At 42.5% G+C, this 25,140-nt stretch carries 19 protein-coding genes and 3 tRNA genes; 1 reads left to right on the top strand and 21 read right to left on the bottom strand.

The window, feature by feature from the left end; genetic code table 11:
* Positions 1–102: 102 nt before the first annotated feature.
* Complete coding sequence (gene fdxA / locus INT03_RS13215; protein ID WP_057758216.1) at positions 103–426, top strand: ferredoxin FdxA; 324 nt, start codon at positions 103–105, stop codon at positions 424–426.
* A gap of 783 nt (positions 427–1,209) precedes the next feature.
* Here the strand turns inward: fdxA and INT03_RS13210 are convergent.
* The 21 genes from INT03_RS13210 to INT03_RS13110 form a co-directional block, all read right to left on the bottom strand.
* A complete protein-coding gene (locus INT03_RS13210) occupies positions 1,210–1,716 on the bottom strand; it encodes a pilin (RefSeq protein WP_193009298.1) in 507 nt (168 codons plus the stop codon).
* 318 nt (positions 1,717–2,034) lie between these two features.
* Positions 2,035–2,490 (bottom strand): type IV pilin protein, encoded by a 456-nt coding sequence (locus tag INT03_RS13205; protein ID WP_296293105.1) that lies wholly within the window; start codon positions 2,488–2,490, stop codon positions 2,035–2,037.
* Positions 2,490–3,065 (bottom strand): type IV pilin protein, encoded by a 576-nt coding sequence (locus INT03_RS15085; RefSeq protein WP_193009297.1) that lies wholly within the window; start codon positions 3,063–3,065, stop codon positions 2,490–2,492. Before INT03_RS15085 ends, INT03_RS13205 begins: the two co-directional genes overlap by 1 nt.
* A 107-nt stretch (positions 3,066–3,172) precedes the next feature.
* A complete protein-coding gene (locus tag INT03_RS13195; RefSeq protein WP_193009296.1) occupies positions 3,173–6,913 on the bottom strand; it encodes a PilC/PilY family type IV pilus protein in 3,741 nt (1,246 codons plus the stop codon).
* Between the two features lie 109 nt (positions 6,914–7,022).
* Entirely contained in the window at positions 7,023–7,853 is an 831-nt protein-coding gene (locus INT03_RS13190; protein WP_193009295.1) for a pilus assembly protein PilX, read from the bottom strand.
* A gap of 22 nt (positions 7,854–7,875) precedes the next feature.
* Positions 7,876–8,853: a PilW family protein gene (locus INT03_RS13185; RefSeq protein WP_193009294.1), complete on the bottom strand. Its 978-nt coding sequence runs from the start codon at positions 8,851–8,853 to the stop codon at positions 7,876–7,878.
* The gene (gene pilV, locus INT03_RS13180) at positions 8,853–9,509 is read right to left on the bottom strand and encodes a type IV pilus modification protein PilV (RefSeq protein ID WP_193009293.1); all 657 of its coding nucleotides are present in this window, start codon (positions 9,507–9,509) and stop codon (positions 8,853–8,855) included. The genes INT03_RS13185 and pilV overlap by 1 nt, the downstream gene beginning before the upstream one ends.
* A complete protein-coding gene (locus INT03_RS13175) occupies positions 9,503–9,988 on the bottom strand; it encodes a GspH/FimT family pseudopilin (RefSeq protein WP_193009292.1) in 486 nt (161 codons plus the stop codon). The genes pilV and INT03_RS13175 overlap by 7 nt, the downstream gene beginning before the upstream one ends.
* Before the next feature lie 369 nt (positions 9,989–10,357).
* Positions 10,358–11,209, bottom strand: a complete 852-nt coding sequence (locus tag INT03_RS13170) for a ComF family protein (RefSeq protein ID WP_193009291.1) — start codon at positions 11,207–11,209, stop codon at positions 10,358–10,360.
* A 27-nt stretch (positions 11,210–11,236) separates the two neighbouring features.
* Positions 11,237–12,664, bottom strand: coding sequence for a phospholipase A (locus INT03_RS13165; protein WP_193009290.1), 1,428 nt, complete (start codon positions 12,662–12,664; stop codon positions 11,237–11,239).
* Between the two features lie 359 nt (positions 12,665–13,023).
* Positions 13,024–15,156 carry a protein-disulfide reductase DsbD domain-containing protein gene (locus INT03_RS13160; RefSeq protein ID WP_193009289.1) on the bottom strand — a complete coding sequence of 711 codons (2,133 nt, stop codon included), beginning with the start codon at positions 15,154–15,156 and terminating at the stop codon, positions 13,024–13,026.
* A 67-nt stretch (positions 15,157–15,223) separates the two neighbouring features.
* Positions 15,224–15,787, bottom strand: coding sequence for a protein-disulfide reductase DsbD domain-containing protein (locus INT03_RS13155; protein WP_055123509.1), 564 nt, complete (start codon positions 15,785–15,787; stop codon positions 15,224–15,226).
* Positions 15,788–16,050: 263 nt separating this feature from the next.
* Positions 16,051–16,518 carry a type II secretion system major pseudopilin GspG gene (gspG, locus tag INT03_RS13150; RefSeq protein ID WP_045452738.1) on the bottom strand — a complete coding sequence of 156 codons (468 nt, stop codon included), beginning with the start codon at positions 16,516–16,518 and terminating at the stop codon, positions 16,051–16,053.
* 627 nt (positions 16,519–17,145) lie between these two features.
* Entirely contained in the window at positions 17,146–18,348 is a 1,203-nt protein-coding gene (gspF, locus tag INT03_RS13145) for a type II secretion system inner membrane protein GspF (protein WP_055123510.1), read from the bottom strand.
* Between the two features lie 81 nt (positions 18,349–18,429).
* Positions 18,430–19,485: a hypothetical protein gene (locus INT03_RS13140; RefSeq protein WP_193009288.1), complete on the bottom strand. Its 1,056-nt coding sequence runs from the start codon at positions 19,483–19,485 to the stop codon at positions 18,430–18,432.
* Between the two features lie 291 nt (positions 19,486–19,776).
* Positions 19,777–20,712 carry an AraC family transcriptional regulator gene (locus INT03_RS13135; RefSeq protein ID WP_045452534.1) on the bottom strand — a complete coding sequence of 312 codons (936 nt, stop codon included), beginning with the start codon at positions 20,710–20,712 and terminating at the stop codon, positions 19,777–19,779.
* A gap of 538 nt (positions 20,713–21,250) precedes the next feature.
* A tRNA-His gene (locus tag INT03_RS13130) sits at positions 21,251–21,326 on the bottom strand.
* 39 nt (positions 21,327–21,365) lie between these two features.
* Positions 21,366–21,442: transfer RNA gene (locus INT03_RS13125), tRNA-Arg, on the bottom strand.
* Between the two features lie 96 nt (positions 21,443–21,538).
* A tRNA-Pro gene (locus INT03_RS13120) sits at positions 21,539–21,615 on the bottom strand.
* A gap of 243 nt (positions 21,616–21,858) precedes the next feature.
* Entirely contained in the window at positions 21,859–23,454 is a 1,596-nt protein-coding gene (locus INT03_RS13115; protein WP_226950238.1) for an McrC family protein, read from the bottom strand.
* A 12-nt stretch (positions 23,455–23,466) separates the two neighbouring features.
* On the bottom strand, positions 23,467–24,945 hold the full coding sequence (locus tag INT03_RS13110; protein WP_193009287.1) for an McrB family protein: 1,479 nt from the start codon (positions 24,943–24,945) through the stop codon (positions 23,467–23,469).
* Positions 24,946–25,140: the final 195 nt, after the last annotated feature.

The raw sequence follows: 25,140 nt of genomic DNA, 5'->3' as shown, positions 1-25,140 counted from the left end.
CAAGTGCAGATGTATCAATGATACTTCAGGCACGGTGAGCACAGTAACTCTTTTAAAAGGGATGGACTATATCAGCCAATCCAATAACAGGTAGACCTCACTATGACCTTTGTCGTTACAGATAACTGCATTCTTTGCAAATACACCGACTGTGTGGAAGTCTGTCCTGTGGACTGCTTTTATGAAGGCCCGAACTTCCTCGTCATCGATCCTGACGAGTGCATCGACTGCGCGCTATGCGAGCCTGAATGCCCTGCCAATGCGATCTTCTCAGAAGATGAAGTGCCAAAAGGGCAAGAGATGTTTACTCAGCTAAACGAAGAGCTGGCACAAAAATGGCCAAACATCACAGAAATGAAAGGACAAATGCCAGAAGCTGAAAAGTGGGATGGTGTGGAAGGTAAGATTCAGTATTTAGAGAAGTAGTTAAGACTTAACAACCGCTCAACATACTGAGACAATAAAAAACCATCTAATGGCCACCAGAAAAAAGGGCTGTTAGGTGGTTTTTTGTCGTTTGCTAATCAGTGATAGTCTATATAGAAATACACATTATTGACAAGTACATGGGAGATATACTACCAGTATATCGGCTGATGTACGACATCGCCACAATCTTCTATTATCATAGTCCAAGCTAATATATTGGTTTTGCAAATACGAAAGGCTATGTATAGTCAGAGAACTGCTAAACGGCTACGGCGTTACTCTGCTTAGGGGTAATATTTTTACAATCTGAAGTCGGCTACCTTGTACCCGTTTTAGACTTCTTTGACTATATGTCACAGCGCACAGCATCAACGGTAACTCCCACTGTATTAAATCATAAGAAACTGAATTGGAAACATTCAACCTATGCTAGCATATTAACACCAGTCGGACTAAGTTCTGTCTATCCTGCGCCTTCATATAAATTACTTACTACGGCAAATAAAAAAATATTTCTTGATAAACTCTGGTTTATAACTAATTATTTCTATAATCGCTAGAAGACAAGTCAGAGTGATAATAACCATCAAATCAATTAAGATAAAACTAAACAGTTTTTTTAAATGAGCATTTAGAGTCAACAACATAATAATGCTCGAACTCATAGGCAATAAATCTTTAAAATTCATTCTACTACCAGCATTCAATCGTAAAAAAGCCAAACTTAATGTTTGGCTTTTTATTATGGATTAATAATATTATTGAATCTGTAACTCTTAATTATTCACGGCAAGAACCTGGTAAATACTTAGCAGGTATTCGATTAGCTTTTTTAACTACATTACCAGCTGTTGGACCACATTTCCAAGAATTGATAACTACACCATTTTTTGCACCAGCTACAATGGCTGCTCCATCTTTATCAACTGGTACCATTGCAAACTGCATTCCTCGAACTTCTGTAGGTAAGCCATCATCGCTACTAACAGTAACAACAATTGCTCCCGCATTTGTAGTATTTACTTTCTGAACATACTTTGTGGCAGGAGTTGTATCATCACCAACTTCACATCCCCACGTATCTTTTTTGGGTAAATTATCACTTCCAGATTGATAGACTTCTGATACCGTGGTTCGACATGTAGATGCTGCTAATACAGCTTCAGAAAGCTTAGCGCGAGCAGTATAATCCTGATAAGCAGGTAGAGCGACCGCAGCTAAGATACCGATAATGGCAATAACGATCATTAATTCGATTAAGGTAAAACCTTTTTGAGCAGTGTTCATATGAACTCCTTTAGGTATATAAAGATAAGTGGCTGTTGTTGATACAGCCGCATTTTATCTTTAGTAATATAATATGTTTGTTTCTCTTGTAATAGATGTTGCATATAACGTGCCAAAACTAATGGCTATAATGTACATGCGTGCTAAGTACTCGATTATTATTACTATTTTTGCATAACAAATCATGACTCTAATAGTAATTGACAGATAATGTTACTCTTACCCTACTGAAAATTGTCAGTTCACCTATTATAGGTAGTAAAAGGTAAGTCTTATTGACAATTTTTGTCAGCTTTATTTACCTTAAACATATTGTTTCTAATCATTCCAGTCATCTGCAGTCCCACAGACGCTGCCTCGACACTTATTATTTTGATAATTAAGACTGAGCGTTCCATCATTAGACATTTGACTGCCCGATTTTGGCGTTGCAATGATACGCCACTCTGAGGTGAGCGGATTGGGGGTAAAGCTGATGGTATAGAGCGCATTACCTTGTTTAGGAAAGTCCCCACCCAGCCCAGTAGTTAAAGCATTGCTATAACTACCTTGGATCAGTTTACGGCTTTGAATCTCGGCCGCGACATTATGTAGCTCACTCATCATATCCGTGCGTTTAGACTTTATGACATAGCGCTGATAGTTTGGGTAGGCGATAGCAGCGAGTACGCCTAAGATAGCGACGACAATCATGACTTCAACCAAAGTAAAGCCACGTTGAGAGACGGTTGTCTGCATAGATGATTGCTGAGTGTCTTTATATATCAATACCATTACCAAGTTTCCTCATTCGCACCGCAGTTGACATCAGCAATAGCTATGGTATTAGTTTTATGCGCACAGCGTATGCCGTTGCTGCTTAGCATGATCGTACTGCCACCCTTTGCAGGTCCTGAAGTATTTGGTATTGCTAGCATCTTCCACGTCCGACCAGTAGTGATAGAAAACCCTGTCGATACTAACGACTTACTCGTATCACCGCCATCGACGAGGGTAATCTTATATCGGTAGTTGGACGCATCGCTGCCATCCGGTACATAGATGGTTTTATTATCTTTCTCTGCATAGGCATAAGTGACTTTATTGCTCGTATCAATTTTCTGCGGCTGAAAGCCTTTATAGCTTAGTGCTTTAGAGCGCCAACTCTCAAGCTGTATCTGTAATTGCTGCATTTTGGCTTGTGTCTCACGCTCAGCATTCAAGATGGCATATTGACGATAGCTTGGAACAGCGATGGCAGCCAGTATACTGACAATAAAAATGACAATCATCAGCTCTATAAGCGTAAAGCCTCGTACACCGCTATGCGCTACCGTACTTACTGTCTTATTGATGGGCGACTTGGTCATACGCGGTGTCCTGTTGTGAGTGCGAGTAGAGTCATTTACTTTTAATGACTCTAAGGATGGTACTTAGCAAGCTTATGTATACATTTATCGCTACACTACTAACGCTGTTACTTTCTTTCATACCATGCTCGCGGTTGCAGAGTATAGCGCTCATTGAATAAAAACTCAGCAGCCGTTCCATCACCTGTTGCCTGTGTAGGACGACTCGTCTCTCCTGGATACAAGTCTTTGATATTACTATCATTCTTTATACCATCCAAACCGTATCCTGCACGATTAGCTGCTTCTATACGATCAGTAATGGTCGTTGTACCTATCAATATTTTGACGTCTGTATTGTCCTTATCGTATGCGCCAAGGGTCAATTCCTGAATACCCTGACCAGCAGGTATATAGCCACCCGTTCCTGATACTGAAGTGCTATCCATACAAACACCATAAGGTAGGCAATATAATTGACGCTCTGAGCCACCCGATATCTTAGCTGCACAGCTAGCCACTGTACCGTATTGCTTATCTGGATTATAAACCGTGGTATATAGCAAGTTGTTGATGACTGCACTATCACCAACGCCTTTATTATGCCTAACATTGTTGTATCCATCGAATCTCGTCAACGGATAATACCAACCCTGTTTACTTCCTTTGATCATATTTACCTTGGCAGCATTTTTCTGCGCTTCAGAAGGAGAAGCGCCAAGGGTAGTCGCTAAGTTAACCAGTTCACCTTCTGTTAGATTTTGCGTCACAGGCGTAAATCCACTTTTGTATAAATCAGCGTTGGTAATATCAGTGTCAATGATGCCGTAGACACGATTGGCGTAGTCATTATTGTTACGCAAAGTAGATAAAGGTGCACTACGATTACCTGAGATAACGTTGACTAACGCAAAGAGCTTGCCGTTATTAGCAATGGTTTGCCCACTAATCCCTTCATTACGATAAAAACTAACGATGGGGCGATCATAGAAACGATACGCATATTTTTTAAATGCTTCAGTGCTAGGTGCGGCATTAAGCACTCGTGTAACACGCTTATTTGAGAAACTGGCCACTTCAGTAAAACCATATTTTTCAGGACGAGCATTCTCAAAATCAGCACGGAATACTTGTCCGCCCAAATCAGCTGCATATAAATGATCCATAAGACCATCGTTGTCTCTATCAAGTACAGTAATACCACCAACCATACTATTGATCATCTTGTCGGTTTTGATATTCTTTGTACTGCCTGACTCACCACTGGTCGACCATATCAGTTCACCTGATTGGGCGTTAATCACATAGATAGCATTACCTTTCGCAGGCGCACTAGCTGTTGGTACATAGCTATCATCTTCGTATTTCATATCATAACCACCACCAAACACTAGTACATTGATAGGGTCAGCATCCTTACTCATACGAATTTTGGCTGATGTTGGTTTGTTCCAAATTTGACCTAGACGCTCAAAACCGACAGTGTTAGATTTAGCAGTCGTGGTTGAACTCAGTCCTGCTTTAGTAATGGTAAACAGCATTTTTGGTTCAGCTTTTTTACTAATATTCATCCCGTAAAAAGCCTCACCGCCCATTCTTAGACCGCCATAGGCAAACATACCTTTCTCACCTGCTACCTCTTCTACTTTTACCTGCTTTCCAGGCAAATCAAAGTTGTAATCCGTTGTTACCAACCACGGTGCATCAACGCCAAAGTAAGGTTCGCCCACTCTATCTCTAATCGAACCATCTACTAACGCTTCTGGTTGGGCAATCAACATAGACCTCGGGATGATAGCCACTTCTTCTTTGCCATCATCAGCATCAACCAAATGCAAGGCACCGTCCATAGAACCAAATAAAACATAATCATCACGGGTATCAGTGATACGCCCATTATCATCTAAAGTAGCGCTATAGGAGATCGCTTCAGGCTTAGAATGTACCACCCCGCCCAAGACTTTAGTTTCATTCGTTGGACGAGTCAGTACTAAATTTTTCACCTCTGTCGTGGAGGTAGGCTGTCCATCGTTGGTTAATACACTGGTAAAACCTAAAAAGCTCAGTAAGCGGCGTTGATTTAGCTGACTGTACGCTCCTGCATCTATTAGCTTGTCAAACCCTTGTGGCTTACCGCTACTATCCACACTCAATTTACGTAAAATCGGTGTGGTATTACCGCTCGAAGTATAGTCCTCAACATAAAGGCTACGAACACTACCAAGGCTTGAGCTTGGTGTACGCAATTGCGCATAAACACCACCAGCGGTAATATTATTGTTGGCTATACTGCCTTCTACTTTGAAATCAGAGGTTTGCCATAGATCTTGAGTTTTTTCATCGAGGTTACCTGCGACATCTTTGTACAGCAGTTTGCTGCTATTACCGAATAGCGTGCCTTTATTTAGCTCATACTTCTTGAGGTTGCCTCTCCAAATACTGGCTGCTGAAGCAATACTAGGATCGAGCATCGGTAGATAGGCATAGGGTAGTTGGTTTGCAGCGCGATAAGGATCCTCTGGAATAGTAATAGTACCTGAAGGTGCCGTATTGATTATCTGTACCAAGCCTGAGGCAAAATCAACAATACTGGCAGCAATATCTGCTGACTCTTCGGTATAGTAAAAACCGCCATCACCAAAGGTTTTGACTTCATTGTCACCTTTACGCTCACCCAGTTTACATAAATTCCGAGTGTCATTGCCGACACTACCGCTATCACAATCCGTTACTTCTTTTGATTCGCCGTCAACTGTGATGGTGCGCGTGCCAGTCAGTCCAGCAAAATCACTACCAAAACCAACTGTTGCTGTTTTGATAGGTAACCCAAGCGGATTATTGGCAGTATTGCGTAGTAGCGCTGCATAGCTAGCCATACAACCCCATGACCTAGAACTACTGTCACCTGTCAAACTTTCACAGCTATCTACTGACAATGCAGGGCTAGAGGTAGAAGCTAACAAAGATTCATTCATTAAATTCTTAGATCTAGTAGTACGACTACCGTTTGGTTGGCCATCGGTTAATAAGTAAATACCATTACCGCTACATTCTTGGGTATTCAATGGAGAAATATATGCATTGCCAGATTTGGAACTACTAACAGAGTCATCAAACCCACTATAATTATCTGAGCCGCCACCTTTAGTAGTCGTACCCATCATGTAAGCACCTGACTCTGCTAGCGCGTGGGCAGTTGGTGTCAAACCTGATGCTTCTAAGTCTTTTGCTGCATTGATTAATGCTGCTCGTTGAGGCGCAGTTAGTGCCTTGGTAGGAACTAACACCACCCCCGCTCTGTCTCTGCCATTATAACTATAATTACCGAAGCCTATCTCATAATCATCCGAGAGAGAGCCACTGTCTTTTAGGTTGTTCTGATAGTCGAAAACCTCATCGGCCAATAGTTCGATGAGCGCTATTTTTAGGCGAGTCAATCTATCAAATCGCATCGTCCCATTAATAGTACAACCTTCAGGAGTAAAGTTAATTTCTTGTTGAATGCTTGTCTTGTCTATGACGGTATTCCCATCTTCATCCCTGTACAACCCATCAGCAGCTGAACCATCATCCTGACGTTTATAAATAACGGCACGAATTTTTTCTGAAGACTGAGAAGATGTCCAGCATGATTGGCCATAATCGTTGCGCATGCTACCACTACCCATACTACCTGAGGTATCTAGCATCATAAAAATAGACGCCGTACCTGGTGTGGCTGGTGCATAAATCTCCAAGTCACCTATCGGCTTTCTATTGACAGTAGCGGCTTGAGTCACCGTACCAGTCAGCCCTATGACCACCGCTATCGCTAAAGCTTTGATAGGCCATGACTGTCGGTTAGACCTTTTGCTATATACATGTTGCATGACCTATTCCTTATATGTGTCAATTCAATTTGCTAACCATATGTCAATCATATCCCGATGGTCAGCTGCACAGATTTTTTGTCTATAAAATAGTTGCTAGTGACGAGTATTAGGTAGAAGGAAGCGTACAACGTAGGCCACTGCCTTTACCAAAGTCAACACACTGTGTACGCTCTGATTTATTCTCTACATTAGCCTTTTCATACAAGACTTTACTGGGAACACCAGCTTTTATCATGCAACCACCAATAGTGTTGTCTTTATTGCTAACGCTATCGACTTTACTAGTCTGCTCAAAACAATCTTTACCATTAACCTTTGGATCAGCATAAGCAGGTAGTACAGAAGTGCTGTTGATATCAAACATAAACGCTTGACTGGAAATTGTGCCACTGTCTTGACCAATCGTATAACTACCAAATGCTTCATTGCTAGCACTTGGTGGTGTCAGTGATATATTTACTTGGGTCATGCTCGCATTACGTTCGCTGACATAGTCAGCAGATTTAGCAGGATTACAATAGCCTTTGCCAGCGCCTAGTATATTACCCCCACCAGGTACAGTAATGGTTGTCTTATTAATGTCAAAAAACTGACTACGAGGACGGAAACAAAAAACATATTCATGGTTGGTGCTACTGGTATCTAAGATGAAGTGCCCAAAAGGGCCACTACGTGACAGCATATCGTCATAAATACTAGCACTACTACTGCCATTGATACTTTGTTCAATATTCTGATTGGCGTTATCTGCTGACTGTAATAGCAAGGTATTGATTTGGTCACTGGTGGCTAGTCGCAGGTCAGTCGTACTTTGCTTAACAGCGATAACGCCCGCTAATATGATCAATACTAAAAACAATAGCACTACAATTAGCACAGCGCCTTGCTGTGTTGATACAGAACTTTTAAGGGACTGGTGATGAGGTATATTTGACATGTTGTCCTCTTTTTTTGTGGTGCTACTTGCTACTAGATGTCATACCAGTTACCGACATAACACGAGCGTTACGCAATAAATTTGTTGACTCATAACTGCGGCGATAATATTTAGTGTTCTCGGTTTTTAATGTCTGTGCTGTGCCAAATACGCTAAAGTCAGTTTTGTCTACACTACTGATTAGTGGCGTGCTACTACGAACGATGACACCAATTTTGACTGTCGTGATTGCAGGCTTATCCGTGAGTAAAGGTTTATCTAAATTGAGATAAATGCTTGATGGCAGATACGTTAAATTATTTACATCTGTTAGCGTCCCTAATAGCACCTTAAATTGGTCAATAGCGGGTATCATTACCTCACCGTTATCACCCAAATCACTAACAACACCTGCACTACTCAGACGTCCCGCATCACAAGCCAACACTAAGTTTTGTGAACCTGTTACTGCTGTTTTTCCTGCTACTGGGCGTACAAAGTAGCGCTCGATAACCCAATCGCTACTACCGGCAACAATCTCTGCACCCTCACAGTCAAACAAAGCATTTTGCGTAATATTTTTATATTGAATAGTCAGCTGATCGCTAGCAACATTCGTATTTGATATGCCTGTCCAGCCGTTGGTACCCTTCGTTCCTGTCTGACCAGCACTGACCGTAAGATAACCAGTATTAGCGTAGCTACTGTCTCCTAAATTATTACCTGTTAAAACAATCCCACCATTTCTTGTGGTGTCGTTAACATTGGTAATAGGGTTTCCTAAATTGGCAATACGAATCTGATCTTCTAGGGTTTGTAATGCAAATATTGTACTGTCTTGAACTTCTGAGGCGCCCTGCTGTACGGTCACGGTACGGGTACTAATGATATAAACCTGTATTACTGCGGCAGATATCAGTAAACCTAAGACTAACGAGATCATCAGCTCAATAAGCGTAAATCCTGAGGCAGAAGAAGGCGAAGTGTGATAAGGATGGCTTCTATTACTGTAAATATACATTAATACGCCTCCGATATTAGGCACTGACTGCCTGTTTTATAAACACCATTAGCACCAGCACAGGCTTTAACGTCTGTATCATCTAATAATGCTTTGGTACCGTTCCATGCAGTGACAATACACATTTGCTGCTGAATAGCTTGTTTGGTCGTCCCTGGACAAGTAACCACGGCAAGCTCCACACCTTCATCTTTTGCTAACTGTTTGACCATCAATGCGTCACGAGTTGCCAATTGGCTGATGTTACATAGTTTATTTGGAATTTTTTTACTATCAGCATTAGTCGTTGTGCCATTTGATAAGCAGTTGTTAGCACCATTACGGCTTATGGTTTTTGTATCAACCTTAATATTGTCAGTTGCAGTGCTGCTGATAATCGCTTGGATAGTAGGTATAGCAAGCGCGGTGTCAGGTGTAACACTGACGAAAGCAGCGCCGCCGCCTGTGACATAAGCCTCAGGATAAGCACGCATAATCTCAGCCAAATTTCGAACGAGCGTCAGTGATTTAGTACGGACAAGACTCTCATCAGTGGCGCTGACCGCTCGCACTTGTAGTGCGCTAAAGCCTAATACTGCAACAGATAGCAATAATACGGCGACTAACACCTCTATCAAACCAACACCACGCTGATGAGTTATTTTATTTGTTAGCATGACACTCCCGTCTTAATATCGATATTAGCAAGTTTACTGACATTAACCTTTTTAGGTATAGTCGATGTATTTGCATCACATATAGTGTAGGTAACTGCCGCATCAACACGCTTGCTAGGTTCAAACTTAATACTGGTTTTAGAAGATTTAATAATGCTCTTACTATCGTAACGGTAGCTTGCTATTATCACCGAATCTGCATCAGTAATATTTATCACTTTGGGATTACTACTATCGTTATAGCTTAAAGTAATAGGTTGACGACGAATCAAACTTTCGTTTTTTGCTTCTTTCAACGCATTAGCAAGTGTAGCTGTTGTCGATTTGACTCGCTGATTGGCAAGCTGGCTCGTAATACTAGGCGCTGCAATACCGACAATAATGGCAAGCACAGCAATCGTTACCATCAATTCAATCAGGGTAAATCCTGAGCTGGTTGCTCGTAGCTTACGTGGTAGATTATTTGTAGATGCGTTCACATCAAATCCCTATTTATAACGGCAATTTTATAATAACTATTGTTTGTCTAATACCAATACTGAACCAAAAATATCAACAATGAATTCAAATTTTCATATCATTTTTGCCAGTCTTTTTTATAGTTATTCAATCAAAATATTGCAATTTTTGTTCCATAATATTTAACAAAAGTTTTGCATAGCAATAATAATAGCCATAGCAGTTATGCAAGCTATTTAGAAAATAGCATTTTATAAGCAATGCTATTGAGTGATAAGCACAGTATTTTGGAATATTAATAACAAATAAACATATATTATTTTAATAATATAGCGTTAAGGCAACATATTAGCAACATATTAGTGATTATCAATAGAGAGGAACAGATTTTAAGACTGATTTCCATGCGCTAAAGCATAGGCAGAAAGATGGTATTTATGATTGGCTTGAATATCTGACATGGTAACTGTTTCAGACGGGGTAAGCAGTGTACGTCCCAATGCTTGTAAACTAGCGCCCGTGGTCGCAACATCATCAAACAATAATAAGCGTTTCACAGGAGGCTTTTCGATTAAAACAAAAGCATTGTCTAGATTACTCAGGCGCTCAGCACGTGTAAGCCCTTGCTGACTGACAGTGTCGTCAATGCGCTTTACACCATGCCATAAAGGTATCTGCCAATGCTTAGACAATTGCGCCGATAAAATACTGACAGGATCGAAGCCGCGTTTGAGCAGTCGTTGCTCGGTTGTTGGCATGGCGACAATCACGCTATTATCATGATGACAACCATGAGGACGTGGTAGCTGACGTATAGCATGTAACAATAACGGCAATTTGGTCATGTCTTCATGGTGCTTAAAAGCTCTGATCACTTGACGCAGCGGATACTCATAATAAGTCGCCGTTTGGATAGATAAAACCGTACCAGCAGCAATATCAACATTGAAGGGTTTCGGCAACCACGCGATACTGTCATGACAATGCGAGCAAAGTAGTCCGCTGTTAAAACGGTGGTTAAATTGCTGGCGCAAATTAGCAAAAAATGAAGGATCGTTTGGCAGGGGCTTTAGAGAGTGCGATATAGAATCAGCCGTTGGCAAGCTACTAATATTTGATAAGAGGTAATTTTGAGATAGCTGAGATTGTGGCGTGCTGCGATAAACACGGCACAACTGGCAGCGTATATCGAGATACTCTGCCAGCCATAGTCCAGTTTGATAAGGCGCTAAAAGTCGCATGGACGATTATCAAAATGTGCGCTGATATTAGAAACCTTTCCAATCATTCAGTACGATACCAAAACCAATAGAGGTATTTTCGTGGTTGTAATCGATGATGGATTCGCCATAGCCTTGGAAAACCTGAACAAAGCCATTAACATTCTCTGATAATGGATAAATATAATCGACTTGCGCCGCCCCTTTATTGGTGCTTGGATTGTAGCGCAAAGTGCCACTTAGGCTTTGTTGATCAGGCAGGTCATATGAGAATTTGACATCACCGTAACCCATGTAGTCTTCAATATCAGGATTGTCTTCACTGCTGCTGCTCTCATTATTGACTCGAGCCCAAATACGCGGTACGACCGATAGCTTGCCCCACTCTGCCCCCGCCATCAGGTAAGCACGATTCCATGAACGTGATAACGGGTCGTCTTGTCCATTAGAGTGATGAATGGCACCAGCGCCAAGCATACGAAGACGACCACCAAAAGGCAAGTCTGCCGTCACTGGCTGAGTCAAAAATATCTCAGGCTGATAGTCGGTGGCACGGAATGGTCGCGAGTTGTCTTCGTTGTAGACTTGCCAATGTGACTCTTGCGTATAACCAAACCATAAGTCAGCACTGCTATCAAATAAGTCTTCGGCGACTTTGGTCTTCAAAGATATCTGAAACTTCAGCTCCGTTTCACGTATATCATTAGAATCAAACGACTCTACATCTTGCGACGGTGTGCGTGGGTTTAAGTTGGGATCAAAGGTATAAAATAGTGGTAATACGTAGGTCGGACGGTATGGTCTGACGGTCCAAGTTCCACGCTCACTATTTTTATCGAGGTCATAAGACAAGCTGAGTGGGGTATATTTTTCGATGTCGGTCTGCGTGACTCCAATATTTTCTAAAACTTGTGCTTCTCTTTGCGTTAGCCCAACTGTGCCTAGACTTTCTGTCGTAGTAGGCCCGTTCTCGGCTGAACCAGTCGCTGTGGTATTCGCACCAGCAATGGTAGATTTCTCTTCTACAAAGACCACTTGCGGATTGCCTGAAAGTGTACTTTGAAATGTTTTTGCCAAATCTACTGGCTGCTTGGTCGTGGTGTAAGTCGGTGTTTTACCTTCTTCAGCGACTTTATCAAAGCAAGCCAAACGCGCAGCACTGGTCTGTACTTGGGTACATTCAAAAAATAATTTCGCTTGCTGAGCGATAAATTCTTTACTGACTACTTGGCGATCTTGCGCAGCTGTATTGGCATCCTGTGACACCTGATAGTCTTCATACTCAAACGCCGCCTCCGGTACTGGTAACTCATTATAGCTCTGAGTTTTATCGGCAGCTTGGACTTGCACGGTAAAGCAGGTTAGCGCTAGACCAACAGCAATATTCAAATAATGCTTTTTCGTCTGAAGTAAAATATTTTGGCGCGTGGTAATAAGGGGCACAGTTCGGCGCTTTGCAGTGATATGGGAAAACATAAGTGTCCTTTGTCTAACTGACATTATCGCCAGCAGAGTATATGAGATAATGAGTATGACTATTAGCATCATCGCTAAAATAAGCGTAATGACATTCAGATATAGAAATCAGCAATTACGATGAGTAATGCGCCTTCAGCATTGTTGCTTTATTGTAATGAAAATATGTGCACTATACTAGCGTTATCGCTGCACTATACCAATGTAAATATGAATAACCAATGCTAAACCAAATGCTTAGCGTCAGGATGACAGATAACCGTTGGTAAAAATAAAAGAGCCAACGTACTGTATGAATAGTACATTGGCTCTTTTATATTGTTAAGCCTTTAGAAAAGACTTACTCGTTTTATTAAGTATCAGTTATTAAGCATCGTCAATGTTTGTTCAAACTCTGAACGACCAATTTCGCCTACCTGTTGATTGGTCAATTGACCGTCTTGATAATACAGCAATGCTGGCGGGCCAAACAATTTATAGCGCGCTAAGATTGCTTTAGAATCGTCAGTAGTTTCTGTTATATCCAGTCTCACCAACTGCCAATCCTGCATCTGCGCTGGACGATTATGAAATAAGTTTTTATCCATAATACGGCACTCGATACACCATTCAGCAGTGACATCGACAAGCACTTTAGGGTTAGCGGCGATAATGGCATCTAATTCAGTCAGCGTTGTGACGGTTTTATCTGTTGTATTACTCATGGCTGGCTGACCAGTCGTCTGCATCATCGGAGCAGCACTTAAAGATGCCAGCGGATGCAAGCTATCATCGTTACCCAACGCCGCGCCGATGACTAAACATGTTGCCCAAATACCAGCGATTAATCCCAATGCTTGGGTCAGCATACGACCTTTACCCAACCAACTCCACGCCCACATCGCTACAACCATAAACCATAACGCCCATACCATTAGCATCACGGGTGAGATAAAGACGCGCTCAATTAATAATAAAGCAACGGCAAAGAGCAATAAGGCAAAACCTTGCTTGACCCAGTTCATCCACGCGCCCGCTTTCGGCATAATTTTACCTTGGGTGGCACCAATTAAGATAAGCGGTGCGGATAAACCAAAACCCAGCATAAATAAAGCTGCAAAACCCAGTAGTGGACTACCAATCGTCGATACGGCAAGCAGTGCCCCAAACAATGGCGCAGAAACACAAGGCGATACTACGAGCGCAGATAAGAAACCCGCGATTAAACTACCGCCCGTACTGCCCAGCTTGCTATCCCCTGCTTGACTCAAGCCTTGCATTTTATTACTAATAAATCTTGGTAAGCGGATACTAAACACACCCAGCATATATAGTGCAAGTAGGACAAAAACAATCGCAAAACCAATGAGGATAATGGGGTTTTGTAGCCAGCCGATAATGCCTAATGATTCACCAAACACGGCGATAACTGCGCCCAAAATACCATAAGCTGTTGCCACGCCAATAGCGTAACTGGTGGTGAGAATAACACCGCGTTTCACCGTTGGGTTTTCCTCACGGGCAACGATATTGGCAACGATTGGCAACATTGGTAGTACGCATGGTGTCAATGCCAAACCCAGCCCTGCTAAAAACAATAATACCAATGCCAACCAAGGATGAGAAGCCAGACCAAAAGGATCGCTATCAGTAGCATTATTTCCAGCAACAGTATTGTTGGTTGTCGTAGGAACTTCACTTGTCGCAGTGCCATCGACGCCTTGTTCATCTGCGCCAGAAATCGTATTGGTGGCGCCAAGCTCTCCATCTAAAGCCTCATCATCCAACAAGGCATAATCAATCACCCCATCATCAGTCAGCGCTTGCTCTGCTGCAAGACTATCGGCAACCGTTGCACTTGACTCAGCGGTGTTGTCATTATCTGTCAGACTGTTGTTAGCAGCTTCTTGAGTAGAAGTACTGGCGCTATTTCCTGCAATTTGTGGCGTTGTAGCAGCGATATCAATCGTCGTTTTAATTTTTTCAGGTGGATAGCATAGCCCTGCTTTGGCACAGCCTTGCCAGCCAATCACCACGGCGGCATCGTTGACGCTTTTACCATTACTACTGCTCAAGGTCGTCGTAGCCACCATATTCGCTTGGTCAAACACCAGTACTTTTCCGAATGTTGGATCATCGATTGACACTGGCTTTTGACTAAAGGTAAAAGGCGCGGCGGTCACGCCAGCTGGCAACGTCAGTTTGATTTGGTCTTTATAAACATAATGCTCAGGCGTAATGTCAAAATTAATGGCTAAGCGCGTGCCATTATTGGTAGCTTTACTGTTATCACTGACTTGGAAAGCTTTGTTCACTGGTAAAAACTTCGTCTGTGCCGCATTTTTATCACTGCTAAATAAATCACCCAGCCCTGCCGCATGAGTCATCATGGGCATCGCAGCCAGTCCTGTAAACAACGAGCTACTAGAGACCGCAAATGCTAGTAGATAAGATTTTTTGGACGAGCGATGTACCGTTAGCGATGGTGTTTTTTTTATTGTCTTGATGGACATGAAGAGCTACCTATTTATTACCTAATATTCTATTTATTACCAATATTTGAGTCGATCGGCTTGTGGTCTATTTGCGTGTCACGGCGATATCAACCGTGGTTTTGATTTTCTCTGGCGGATAGCACAGCCCAGCTTTTGCACAGCCTTGCCAGCCAATGATAATCGGTGCATTTTTTGCGCCTTTACCATTGTTAGTAGTCAGAGTCGTGGTTGCTACCATATTTTTTTGGGTAAAAACGGGAACCTTACCAAAGGTTGGGTCGTCAATGGAGACCGGCGACTGACTAAAAGTAAAGGGGGTTGCACTCACGCCTTTAGGAAAACTGAGAGTAAGCTGATCTTTATAGACATAATGACCTGGCGTAATATCAAAATTAATAGATAAGCGCGTGCCCTTAGACGTGGCCTTAGTGCTGCTAATAACTTGAAACGCTTTATCGACAGGCAAAAACTTCGATTGGGCGGCACCATTATTAGCAAATAACTCGCCCAAACCTGCAGCTTGAGCACTCATAGATGCCATTGACAACCCTATCATCAATGAAGTACTCATGATTGCAAGTGCGTGAGGCAACTTAGAGACTCGTTTATTCGTAATGACGGCTTGTGAATTGAGTTTGTTGGTAAACATGAGTAATGACCTCTACTGGCTGATTTTAATGACAAATGAGCGGGGCGATATGACTGGTATCAAACGTATAGCTTTTTAGAAAAATGGATGGTTTGACATTATCTATGGAATGCTATGCCACTTAGTTACTGATATAAAAATATCAACCAATAAGGTCTTATTGGTTGATATTTAAGAGCTTTAGAGCGACCGTCACCAATAAACATACTATGAAGTAAGGGATCGTTAGCTACCCATATTTTAATTGCTCATCAAGCTAATACTTATAATTGAGCATAAAGATCAGCATCTTGACCTTCGCCGCCTTGCTGGCCATCTGCACCCAGCGAAAATAAATCATAAGGACGACCTTCACTGCCTGGGGCGACATATTGCATCTCATTTTCCCAGCCATCTGTTGGATAGCCGCCTTTGATATAACCACCATCTGGGTAGTTTTTGGCCTCTGCTGGCGGTGTTGTTAATGCTTCTAGACCTTGTGCGGTAGTCGGATAGCGCGAATTATCAACCTTATACATATCAAGGGCGTTGGATACTGTAGCAAGCGCTGTTTCAGTGGTCTTGACGCGAGCTTTATCACTTTGTCCCACCACTTTCGGGACAACTAAGCCTGCAAGAATTGCCAAGATTACAATCACGACCATGATCTCGATCAGAGTAAATCCAGACTGGTTATTACGCATAGGCAGTGGCTGACGTGCTCTTGTAGGAGCTGGCTTGTTGGCACTCATGGCACTTATTGGCATAGCACTTGTTGGCATAGTAGTTACTTGAATTTTGTCAATTATAGTCATCGCTTTTATCATCGCTTTTGGCATCAGGGTGATGTAAATAGGAAAAGTGGCGTTCAAGTAACATTAATGATCGGCGTATTAATGAGCACTGAAACGATTATCACTATAAACCATGATTTTATTTTTATCTAGGGCGTGTCCTCAATTCAATCGTTTACTTTCTAAATGGGCTAAAAATAGCTAAATTTTGCCAAACATCGTCAAATAGCTTCTTAATATCTCGATATTAAGAAGCTACTTTCCTTGTTTGACGGCAATCTATCTCATTTTTATCACCATTTTTAAAATAAGGAAACGCCCTAGCACCGCAAGTATATTGTTATGAACCTTGACTTTTATAAGCATCAATACTGAACCACAGCATGACGAGTGATATTTATAAGGATAACTTTTGACTGACGCTTACTATAGCTTGATGGCTGGCTTTACCCTAATAAAAACCTGACTCAGTCAACAATCTACAACAGTAAGCAAATCTTAAGAAAGCTAGCGTAATATTTAGTAAGATCGCTACAATAGAAATGTGAGCGGGAGGCACACAAGCTCAGAAGGCTTAAGTGCTCACTATCCTGCCAGATCATTCATATTGACAATCGGTAGCATCACTGCCATTACGATAATCATGACTACCACGCCCATCAGCACTAGCATCAACGGCTCAAGTAGCGACAATAAGGTACTGATAAAGTTAGTGGCTTCTGCTTCCTGCATATTGGCGGCGCGGCTGAGCATATTCTCAAGCTCACCTGAGTTTTCGCCACTTTTAATCATTTGCACCATCATCGGCGGAAAGTAACTGGACTTTTCTAATTGACTCGATAAGCTTGAGCCTTCCGTCACCCTATCAGCCGCAGTGATGATGGTTTTTTGAATGTGTAAATTGGTCGTCACCGCCGCACCAATATGCAGTGCCTCAATCAATGGCACCCCTGAGCGTACCAATATCGCCAATGTACTGGCAAAACGTGCTGCATTCAGCCCTTTTGATAACCGCGCCAATATCGGTAGCCTTAGCACGATGCTGTCTATCGCTAACTTACCCGCTTGCGTCTGCGCAAAACGATAAAACAAAAACGCCGTTCCGGCTAATACTAGCAGCATCAGCCACCACCACTGAGTAATGAGGTTAGATAAGCTAAGAACAATTTGGGTAATGAGCGGTAGCGCTTGCTCAGACTGCTCAAACACTTTGACAATTTTGGGCACCACAAAACTCATCAAACCCATAATCACGCCAATTGCCATCACCATCAGCACAATCGGATAAACCATTGCGCCTTGGATTTTCTTTTGCAATGCAAAGCGGTTTTCGGTGTAATCTGCCAACTGGTTCAAGATTAAATCCAAGTGACCTGACTTCTCCCCTGCCGCAATGGTCGCGATATATAGTGGTGGAAAACTGGCGGCTTGCTGCAATGCTCGCGCCAAGCTCAAACCCTCTAATACATGCGAGCGCACGGCAAGCATGAGAGATTTAATATGGGTTTTTGGTGATTGTTTGGCGACGGCGGCAAGCGTTTCCTCTAACGGAATACCCGCTGCCAATAATACCGATAATTGACGGGTCAGCAATGCTAACTCGTAAGCAGAGGGTTTTTTATAGCGGTTTTTATTCTGGTTTTGTCTATCATTGACGGCACTGACTTCAACGGGTGTCCATTGTTTATCACGCAGCTGCTGGCGAACTTGTCGCGCAGAATCGCCTTCGAGCAAGCCTTTTTGCACACTGCCATGGTCATCTAACGCTTTATAATGATAAGCGGGCATAGCAGCGAATATCCTAAAGTGGTCAATAATAAAAGGTAATAAACAAGGACTTATAAAGGAGATCTATCGAGATCCAATGGCTTAAAAAAGCGGCGTAGAATCGCTACTGTCTGGCATCAAACCTTGCAATAACAAAACATCCAAGTGCTGCTGCTGCAATTTTTTATCGAAGTCGTTGACCTCAGCAATGAGCATTCTCTCGATACGCTTGTCACTGGCAAAGACACTCAATCGTGCACAGATAACTGCCAATTGATAAATACGTTTTTTACAGTAGCCATCCAGCCCTTGTAGCAGTCTAACCATGTATGGCGTCTCAAGACTGGCGTAATCGTAATCAGCTATAACCTGCGAACCAAGTGCCGTAACACCATAGCTAATAGATAGATGGGCACAAAAATAACAGCTGAATAAGTAGCCAACGACATGTCCAATATAATAGCCGCGGTCATAGGTAAAACTACTCACGCCGAAGTGCCCAAGCACATAGCTATTTAGACTGCCTTGATCACGAATAGGCTTACTGTTCTTTAATTTGCCAACGGTGGCAAAGCATAGCGGATTTCGCCCATCCTGAGTGGTCAGTTGCCAACCAGCTGGCTGCTGAGCTGGCATATGACGGACAATATCAGCGATGATGTCATCGACCACATGCAGCTGCTGCCAAAGACGCTCTAATCCATCGATATCCATCAAGCCGCGTTTATCAAGCTGCTGTGCCAGCAAGTATTGCTGATGTTCTGCGAATTGTGATTTGAGCGTTTGTACCAAATAAGTAGGTCGCGTGGCAGCGGATGCCATATATAATAATCGCGTACGCTCATGCTGGGTACAATACAGTGCCACACGCTGCTCGGCAATATTCATCTCGCTAGCAGCAGATTGTTGCACCGCGCTATGGGTATTAGATAACTCATCAGCTGCGCCTTTAACAACTGTCTCTTTAACACCTACCTCTTCAATATCTGGCAGCGTAAACAGTGCCAATAACATCGCTTTGTCAGGTGTCGCACCCGCCTTGTCTTTTCGACCATGCTTGACGTTGCTTAGATTCATATCGCTTTGTTTTTTAGCGGACACAGCTGAGCCTTGTTGGCTATTGGCTCCTGCGCGTGGCTTTGCGGTCGGTTCAGTCATAACATACCATCAGCAGCAAAAATAAATATCATTTAGAACAAACGATCTGACCACCATACAGTGACATATCTTACGCTAAAAACAAGCGTTTGCGCCTAAATGACTCATTATTCCATAGTACCTGAACACAAGCACATTGTCAGCTGTCCATCGTCAAAATACTCTCTATCAACACCTGTCAACCATAGACGAAATATCTTCATGGAAGTCTCATACTTCACCATGAGAAAACAAAAAAGCGTTAAGGGCCTAATGGCAACCTTAACGCTTTTATGGTGTATTAACGATACGCTATGCGATGTTTTCTTGTTGATATTGTTGGCGATAGGCTTTTGGAGATACCCCATAAACGCGCTTGAATGCTTGACTAAAGGTCGAATCTGACGCATAGCCAACCAACTCACTGATACGGCCAATACTGTTTTGCTGCAAGCGTAGATAACGAGCCGCCAAGCGCAAGCGATAGTCAATGAGATAGGTCAACGGCGGCATACCAACTGTATCTTTAAAGCGCTGCGCAAAGCTTGAGCGTGACATTCCTGCGACTTCAGCCAGCTTATGAATGGTCCAGTTTTGATTGGGCGCTTGATGCATCGCTGCTAACGCCTTGGTCAAAAACGGGTCTTTCATGGCTTTTAGCCAATTTTCTGTGGCCTCAGGCAAACTTTCAATATAAACCCGCAAACATTCAATCATCATAATACTTGCCCAATGATTGATGATTGCGGTCTTACCCATGCGCTCACGCTCGGCTTCTAAGGTCAGCAGCTTAATCTCGACATCAATGACCTCAAACCTACCGTCAGACTCATCGTTGATTTCAGGCAAAATCGCAGGCAGCACAGATAACAAAGGACGTATCATTTCTTTATCATACTTGCATTCAATCAATATCAAAGACGAGTTAGGATCACCGTTGCCATCGATATCAAGGGTGTTTTCCTTACAATGAGTCAGCAACTCATCTAGCGGTAGCGCATCGTCACCATTATGATCTAAGGCATAGCTCACATGCTTATGGGCACTGGGAATCATAATCATATCGCCTGCGTGAGCCTGTCGCAAACCATTGCCGACGTCGATACAAAAGCTCCCAGACATCACTAAATAAAATAAAATCGTATCTTGTCTAGTGATGGAATAAGACCAATTACCAGTCCCATTCAAACGATAATACTTGGTTTCAAACAAATGCACGTTTTGTAGCAATACGCTCAATGCGTCCATCAATCACTTCCTCAATAATATAAGATCCATAGCAGCGCATCTCAAACAAGCACTCACATCCCTACTACGGTCTTAGGCTTACTAAATCTATTCAATATATTTTTTAACTGACCTTTAATTTTCTTAACACTCGTATCATTTTCAATGGATCACTTCTTAATGGATGACCTAATATATCAACGGGCTTTAAGACCTTATCATGATGCATCACTAAAAGCGTTGCCTTTGTTATTCTATATTTTGCTATTCTATATAAAGGCGGTTAAAGAATAACAAAGCAGGTTCAAGGCACATACAGAGATAGCGAGCGTCTCGAAAGAGAACCCATAATAAAAATAAATGAGACAAAAGGCCAGTAAATCAATAGACAATCAAAGGGTTGATGAGTCTACAAATTTTAATCGCAGGGGGTAAGATAGGTTAAAACCAATCATACAGGCACAAAAAAAAGCCAAAAATGGCAAGTATTATTATTTAGAACAAGGTTTTTATAATGAGATAGAACAAGAAGAGGAAGAGGATAATGCAGAATAAAATATGGGGCGACTGATGGGACTCGAACCCACGACAACCGAGATCACAACCCGGGGCTCTACCAACTGAGCTACAACCGCCATAACTATTGCCTGATAAGGCAAGATTTGCAGGCTAAATGGTGCGCCTGGCAGGATTCGAACCTGCGGCCACCTCCTTAGAAGGGAGATGCTCTATCCAGCTGAGCTACAGGCGCTCTTAGAGGACTTTTATATACTAAAGCAAGTTTTAAATATATCAAAAACTAAACCATTATACATAAAAAAAAGCCTGTAAGGCTCTTAAAAATAGATGGTCGGAGTGATAGGATTCGAACCTACGACCCTCTGGTCCCAAACCAGATGCGCTACCAAACTGCGCCACACTCCGAAATGTCTATTATCACGATAGTTTGTTGATTAACTCGTTGTTGGCAATGCCACTAACTTGTTAACGTTCCTTGCTATCGAGGTGCACATATTAAGGGGAAAAGCCGATGGTGTCAACACCTATTTTTAATTAATTTAAAAAAACTGCTAAATTACTTAAAAAACGCTCATTTATCATAAAAACCACTATGATAAATCCTTTTCTCCACGATGCTAAGTGCTACTTACTCATCGACAGCGCTCATTATACTCTATTCCAATCAGGAAGCAAGCTGCCGTTTATCGTACCAGTAAGAACATTGAATGGTACGAGCCACAATGGCGCAGGACTCACTTTTTCATCAGTAGCATTATGGCTATTATCATGGTTGTTAGCGCCATCAGTCTTTTTATAATCATGCACTTGTTGGCTGAGCGCAACTGGTAACCGCTCATTATCTTGTACTGGGTAAATCAGCCACACCTGCCCTGCTTGATAGGCCTGAGCGTAACTCATCAGTTGATAAGCATCACTGGCACTAATGCTGGCTGTCTGCGATAAATGCTTCCATTTAATATCGATGACATGGCTATAGTGACCTTTTTCTCTAGCTTCAATAACCGCAGTGCCATTCTGATTGTGACAATTATCATTAGCATTAGTTTTATATATGAGCAAATCAGGTCGTATAGACAGACATGCGCGCCCTTCTGCATCCGTTAGCCAGATACTTTGCGTTTGATATAACGGCTGATATTGTTGACTCACTTGCTGAAACATCGAGGCAATGCGCAGGCTTGCCCATTGCTCAAAGGCTTGATTCATATCAATCAGCAAGCATAAACGCGGAGAGGACAGATTTTGCCTAGATGGTTTATTTAGCGCAATACCATTACCTGTTGTCACATTGGACTGCCTTAGTAACCAATAAGCCATATCTAACAATTGCTGAGCAGCCTGTAGTTGCGGTGCTCGAAGCGGTTGCACGGCTAACTGACGCTTTGCTTGCTTGTATATCGACTCTAACTGTGTCAGCTCTTGATAACTCAACGCCGCTACTCGCTGCCAAGCCTGCAAAAATTTAGGCGCATCTGCTTTCGATAGCGTTGATTGAAAAAATAAAGGTGTCAGCAAAATCAACGTGCTCTTAATCAGCCGATTACCTAGCATGTCTTGGCTCAGTATACTGCTCTCACAGACAAACTTATGCGGCTGCATGCTGTTGTGGCGCATTTGTTCTTTGATGAGAAGTCGACCTTGTATCGATGCTTGATTATCGACCTGCGTCTGATAGTGTTTGCTTGGTCGATAATGAGCCAGCCGCTGCAAAAACTGCGTGATAAGCCAATCTGACAATGGCAGTACAGCTATCGATAGCGGCGACAATTGACTGCTAAATTGACCTAGATTTTTTGTATTGGGTAGCTTATTTTTGGCATGACTGCTATTGGTCAAATCCGATAGCATGTCCTGCACCCATTGGCGAGTTTGCCTGATATCGGGGCGATGACTGGCATGGCGATGACTAGCATTCTGTGAAAGGTATGATTGCTGCGCGACTTGAGCCCTAGAAGTTTTTGCCGCGAGTTTGGGTAATATCTCAAGCGTCATGCCGCTGGGCAGTAAAATAACCCCTATATAATGTCCGACTTTTAACTGCCATTGTCCCTGTCTGCGCTTAATGCTAAAGACCGCAAACTCTTGCGCCATCAACCAATGGAAATCAGATATCCGTAAGAAGTCATGCACTGTTAGACGCTGGTGTTCAAACACAGTGATGGTATTTACATCAAACGCATTAACGTTAGCACTGTCAATATTATTGGCTATGACTTTATGACTAAAACTATTATTTATCAACGCTGAGCACCTTTATGGATATAAACGTTGATAGACAGTAGGTTTGGCAAAATCGCCTACCCCCGTAATGAGGTCGGCATTTATCTTATAGCCAGCAGTGCTTATAGACTGACCGAAAAATGCATTTTGACCAGTAAACAGCGGATTTTGATTACTCGAATTTACTTGGTCACTCGCACTGTTATTGCTCGATGCATGACTATCATGAATAAACTGTGCTTGCAGTGACTGCTGCTCATCTCTAAAGATATATTGCAAAGTACCCTCTTGCCCACCCGTCGCTTGCATTAACTGCGGAATGATTTGTTCGACCAACACCGCTTGCAATTGTCCAAGATTCGTCACTGACCATAAAAAAGCATGACCTAATTGCGCTTCCATTCCCACTGTTTGCATGATGCGATTATTCAAACCAGCTAATAGCTTTGCCAAATCTACCATCGCCGCTGGACTGTCAGTTTCTGAGTTTTGGGGCACATGAATGATGGGTAATAATTCTGGTTGCGGTGGACATTCAATAAAACGAAAGCGCCGACGTAATGCCATATCAAGTGGTGCTAAAGAGTGATCTTGGGTGTTCATCGTGGCATAAATATCAATGTTGGCAGGGATGCTAAAAGCCCGTCCAGAATAGGCCAAATGAACGGTCATCGCGTTTGCCATGCCAGCCCGTTTGTCTGGCTCAATTAGACTGAGTAGCTCGCCAAATACTCGTGACACGTTGGCGCGATTGATCTCATCAATTAAGATGGCATAACGCTGCTCTGGATCATTTGCTGCCCGTTGACACAGTTTTAAGAATGCACCATCTTGAATGGCGTAATTCATTTGAGATGAGCTATTCATTTGAGATGAGCTATTCATTGCATGATTAGACGCTGCCATGACAGGACGAATGCCTTCGACAAACTCTTCATAGCCATACGCTTGATGGAAGCTGACCATGGTAAAGCGCTGCTGGCTAAAACCTTGATTTGGATTAGCTTGGCTTTGATTGATACTGTTATCACGCTGCGCCTGCTGAAATTCGGCAAGTTGCTGCGATAGCTCTGTTAATAACTCAAAGCTTTCTGGCAGCAAATACCACGCACCGCCCTCATCTTTATCAAAATAGGCTTGGCTGACACGGTTTTTATAAGTCACAGTTTTTGAATTGGTAGGGCTATGCATTTGAAGGACAGACCAAGCCGTATTGCTTAAGTTTTTTTCGCGGGCATTCTGCGCCGCTTTCGCGACAAAAAACGCATGATTGACGATTTCAGGCACTTTTACCAAGTCTTGGTGTTTAGATTGAAAATCCAAAAGTACCAAGCATACGATTTCACGCCAGCTAAGCTCTTGCAATAGCTGCCCCAACAAATCTGCCTCATCGGCTCTCGGCAGATAGTCGGTATATCGCTTAGCAATTTGTAACAGTCGATAGGTTTTCCCCGTACCAGCAACGCCTGTATAAATGATATTGGTCGGCACATGAATTGACGTGTCAGGCATAACTTCATCCAGCATAAAAAAAAGGAAATAAGAAAAATAATCGATAAGATACGCTAAAATGTCATCATTATAGCGTGGCTGTCTTTATGGCATCCAGCAGCACTGTTTATGAAAGCATCTGAGTGATACGATATTGCATTGAGCGATAGCATTCCTAGCATCTAGGGTATCATGACGTTAGCCCTATTTTATAAG

Source organism: Psychrobacter sp. PG1 (assembly GCF_014897815.1).
Classification (GTDB): domain Bacteria; phylum Pseudomonadota; class Gammaproteobacteria; order Pseudomonadales; family Moraxellaceae; genus Psychrobacter.
Note: the sequence above shows the minus strand (reverse complement) of the source record. Positions and strands in the feature narration are given on the sequence as shown.

Bases quoted from the DNA above. Each gene is read 5' to 3' on its own strand.
- fdxA (WP_057758216.1), top strand. From the start codon at position 103: ATGACCTTTGTCGTTACAGATAACTGCATTCTTTGCAAATACACCGAC.
- INT03_RS13210 (WP_193009298.1), bottom strand. From the start codon at position 1,716: ATGAACACTGCTCAAAAAGGTTTTACCTTAATCGAATTAATGATCGTT.
- INT03_RS13205 (WP_296293105.1), bottom strand. From the start codon at position 2,490: ATGGTATTGATATATAAAGACACTCAGCAATCATCTATGCAGACAACC.
- INT03_RS15085 (WP_193009297.1), bottom strand. From the start codon at position 3,065: ATGACCAAGTCGCCCATCAATAAGACAGTAAGTACGGTAGCGCATAGC.
- INT03_RS13195 (WP_193009296.1), bottom strand. From the start codon at position 6,913: ATGCAACATGTATATAGCAAAAGGTCTAACCGACAGTCATGGCCTATC.
- INT03_RS13190 (WP_193009295.1), bottom strand. From the start codon at position 7,853: ATGTCAAATATACCTCATCACCAGTCCCTTAAAAGTTCTGTATCAACA.
- INT03_RS13185 (WP_193009294.1), bottom strand. From the start codon at position 8,853: ATGTATATTTACAGTAATAGAAGCCATCCTTATCACACTTCGCCTTCT.
- pilV (WP_193009293.1), bottom strand. From the start codon at position 9,509: ATGCTAACAAATAAAATAACTCATCAGCGTGGTGTTGGTTTGATAGAG.
- INT03_RS13170 (WP_193009291.1), bottom strand. From the start codon at position 11,209: ATGCGACTTTTAGCGCCTTATCAAACTGGACTATGGCTGGCAGAGTAT.
- INT03_RS13165 (WP_193009290.1), bottom strand. From the start codon at position 12,664: ATGTTTTCCCATATCACTGCAAAGCGCCGAACTGTGCCCCTTATTACC.
- INT03_RS13160 (WP_193009289.1), bottom strand. From the start codon at position 15,156: ATGTCCATCAAGACAATAAAAAAAACACCATCGCTAACGGTACATCGC.
- INT03_RS13155 (WP_055123509.1), bottom strand. From the start codon at position 15,787: ATGTTTACCAACAAACTCAATTCACAAGCCGTCATTACGAATAAACGA.
- gspG (WP_045452738.1), bottom strand. From the start codon at position 16,518: ATGAGTGCCAACAAGCCAGCTCCTACAAGAGCACGTCAGCCACTGCCT.
- gspF (WP_055123510.1), bottom strand. From the start codon at position 18,348: ATGCCCGCTTATCATTATAAAGCGTTAGATGACCATGGCAGTGTGCAA.
- INT03_RS13140 (WP_193009288.1), bottom strand. From the start codon at position 19,485: ATGACTGAACCGACCGCAAAGCCACGCGCAGGAGCCAATAGCCAACAA.
- INT03_RS13135 (WP_045452534.1), bottom strand. From the start codon at position 20,712: ATGGACGCATTGAGCGTATTGCTACAAAACGTGCATTTGTTTGAAACC.
- INT03_RS13110 (WP_193009287.1), bottom strand. From the start codon at position 24,945: ATGCCTGACACGTCAATTCATGTGCCGACCAATATCATTTATACAGGC.